We start from the raw sequence: 2,441 nt of genomic DNA on the forward strand, positions 1-2,441 counted from the left end.
CCCGACCCGGCCTAACGGCCGGCCCACCCTCCCCCGCAGAGGGGGGGAGGGAAGGAGCGTGCACTTACCGAATCCGCTTGGCTCTCGACCGAAGCGCTTACCGACCCGGGTTGCCGTCGCGCAGGGTGCCGGTCGGCTCCTGGACGTGAGCCTCGAGGAACCAGAGGTGCTTGTCGACCGCCCGCGAGATCTCGGTGAACAGGTCGGACGTGCCGTCGTCGCCGGCCTCGTCGGTCTCGTCGATGTTCTCGCGCACCGCGTTGGCGTAGGCGGCGTAGCTGTCGATCAGCGCGGCGACGTGGTCGGCGATGGCGTAGATGCCGGTCGGGTAGGCCGGCAGCTTGGTCTTCTCGGCGACCGCCTGGGTCGAGCCGAAGGCCGTGGCGCCGAGCTGCACCGCGCGCTCCGCGACCTTGTCGTTGAAGTCGTCGAGTTCGGTGCGGAAGCCGTCCAGCATCTCGTGGATGCCGATGAACTGCGGGCCCTTGAGGTTCCAGTGCGCCTGCTTGATCGCCAGGGCGAGGTCGATGCCGTCCGCCAGCCGGGCGTTGAGCGCTTCGACCGAGACCTGCTTGGCGTTCGAATCGGTGTTGTTACGGGTCTTGTGCGAGCGAACGGTGTCGCCTTTGCCGGTCTCAGCCATGAAATCTACTCCGTGAACATGCGTGCGGACGGTCGCGAATATGCCGGTACGGCCGCGGGTCCTCATCTAACGCGATTGCGTTGCACAAACGCGACGGCGCGCCCGGTGTTCCGAGCATCCGCACGTCCGGGCGCCGCGTTTCGTCCCGGAATCCGGCGCAGCCCCCTCGGCGCTCAGCGGTGCCGGCCGGGTTTGGCCATCCAGTCGGAGCGGTTGCCCCGGGGCAGGGCCTCGCCGACCGGGATCCGCGACAGTTCGGCCGACCGGGTGGCGATCCAGCCGGTATGCTCCGCCACCGGGGTCACCGCGGTGAAGCCGCCGCAGGCGGTCCGGCGCGCACCCTGCTGCAGGGCGCCGCTCGACCAGCTGACCACGCCGACGATCCGGTAGCCGCCGGGGCCGCCGACCAGGATCGGGCCGCCGGAATCGCCCAGGCACGCGCCGGCGCCCGAAGTCTCGGCCATCCGCCGCCGGTCGGTCACCACGGTCACCCTGTTGGCGACCTGCAGCGAGCCGATGGACACGAGGTGCGCCAGCCGCAGGATCCGCGCGGAGTCGCGCCGGTTCTCGGCCACGACGCCGAAGCCCGCGATGTCCACCGGCGCGCCGGTGTCGATCGAGGCGGCCCCGCGCGGATCGAGGGGCACGTAGTCGGCGCCGAGCGGCGCTTCCAGCTTGAGCAGGGCGAGATCGACGCCCGGCTGGTCCTCCGGGGTCGTGCCGGGCACGAAGTCCGGATGCATGGTCGCGGCGATGACCTGGGTGCGGTGCTGGCGGAAGCCGCGGTCCACGCTGATGACGGTGTAGCCGGCCGGGCGCATCACGCAGTGGGCGGCGGTGAGCACGAGGTCCTGGGCGATCAGCGTGCCCGAGCAGATCTCGCCCTCGGTGCTCTCGATCCGCACCGCGAAGGTCCGGGCGCCGTTGGGGTCGCGGGTGGTGGTGCCGTTGATCACCGCGGACGCGGGCGCCGGCATCAGTCCGGCCACGGCGCCCAGCAGGGCGCTGCCGAGCCCCAGGCCGAACAGACGCTCACGGGGGCCGGCCTTGCGCATCGGGCGACGGAACATCGGGCACTCCGGGGGCGCTCGCGGCGCAAGGTGGGACGCCGCGGCCAGGGGCGCGGCGCCGAGGGAGCCTAGAGCAAGGCAATGAACCGGCCAAGCTGCGGTTCCGGATGGGCAGGTGATGCGAGTTGGAAGAAGACTTTGATCGGCAGCGGTGGAGCTTCGATCGCGTGGCCGAGCAACGGTGGATCTGTCGGCTCACACCCCGACCCCGTCATTCCGGGCTCGCCTGCGGCGCCCCGGAATGACGATTTGAGTTCTCGGCCGTCGTCTCGACTCACGAGAGCGCGAACCGCGGCCTTGCCTCGCGATTGCACGCCACGGGCGGCCCGTCAGCCGCCCCACCGCGCATCCCGGCCCCATCCCACCAACACCCGGTCGATCCAGCCGCGCTGCGGTCCCACCAGGACACCCTGGGTGAGGCCGCCGCAGGTCCCGCCGATCCAGGCGGCCAGCGCCAGGACGGCGCCGTCCGGACCGGTGATCGGGCCGCCGGAATCGCCCTGGCAGCCCCCACCGGCCGCACCCTTCAGCCAGACCAGGATGCGGCTCGGCCCGTGCGGCTCGATCACCGGCAAGCCGACGCTGCGGTAGGTTCCGGTCGAGCGCGGGTCGCCGGACTTGGCGGCGCCGTAGCCCGACAGGGTCAGGCGTTCGCCGGCCCGGGGTAGCGCGGCGCTCAAGGTCACCGGGGCGAAGCGCGCCGGCAGCGGCGTCGCGGTGCGCAGGAG

At 72.0% G+C, this 2,441-nt stretch carries 3 protein-coding genes; all 3 read right to left on the minus strand.

The window, feature by feature from the left end:
* Nucleotides 1–97: 97 nt before the first annotated feature.
* Nucleotides 98–643 carry a DNA starvation/stationary phase protection protein Dps gene (gene dps, locus FV228_RS26830; protein WP_147857305.1) on the minus strand — a complete coding sequence of 182 codons (546 nt, stop codon included), beginning with the start codon at nucleotides 641–643 and terminating at the stop codon, nucleotides 98–100.
* Nucleotides 644–816: 173 nt separating this feature from the next.
* Nucleotides 817–1,713: a trypsin-like serine protease gene (locus tag FV228_RS26835; RefSeq protein ID WP_147857306.1), complete on the minus strand. Its 897-nt coding sequence runs from the start codon at nucleotides 1,711–1,713 to the stop codon at nucleotides 817–819.
* 329 nt (nucleotides 1,714–2,042) lie between these two features.
* Nucleotides 2,043–2,441, minus strand: a 399-nt coding sequence (locus FV228_RS26840; protein WP_147857307.1) for a trypsin-like serine protease, incomplete at its 5' end; no start/stop codon positions are given.

The organism is Methylobacterium sp. WL18 (assembly GCF_008040015.1).
Lineage (GTDB): Bacteria > Pseudomonadota > Alphaproteobacteria > Rhizobiales > Beijerinckiaceae > Methylobacterium > Methylobacterium mesophilicum.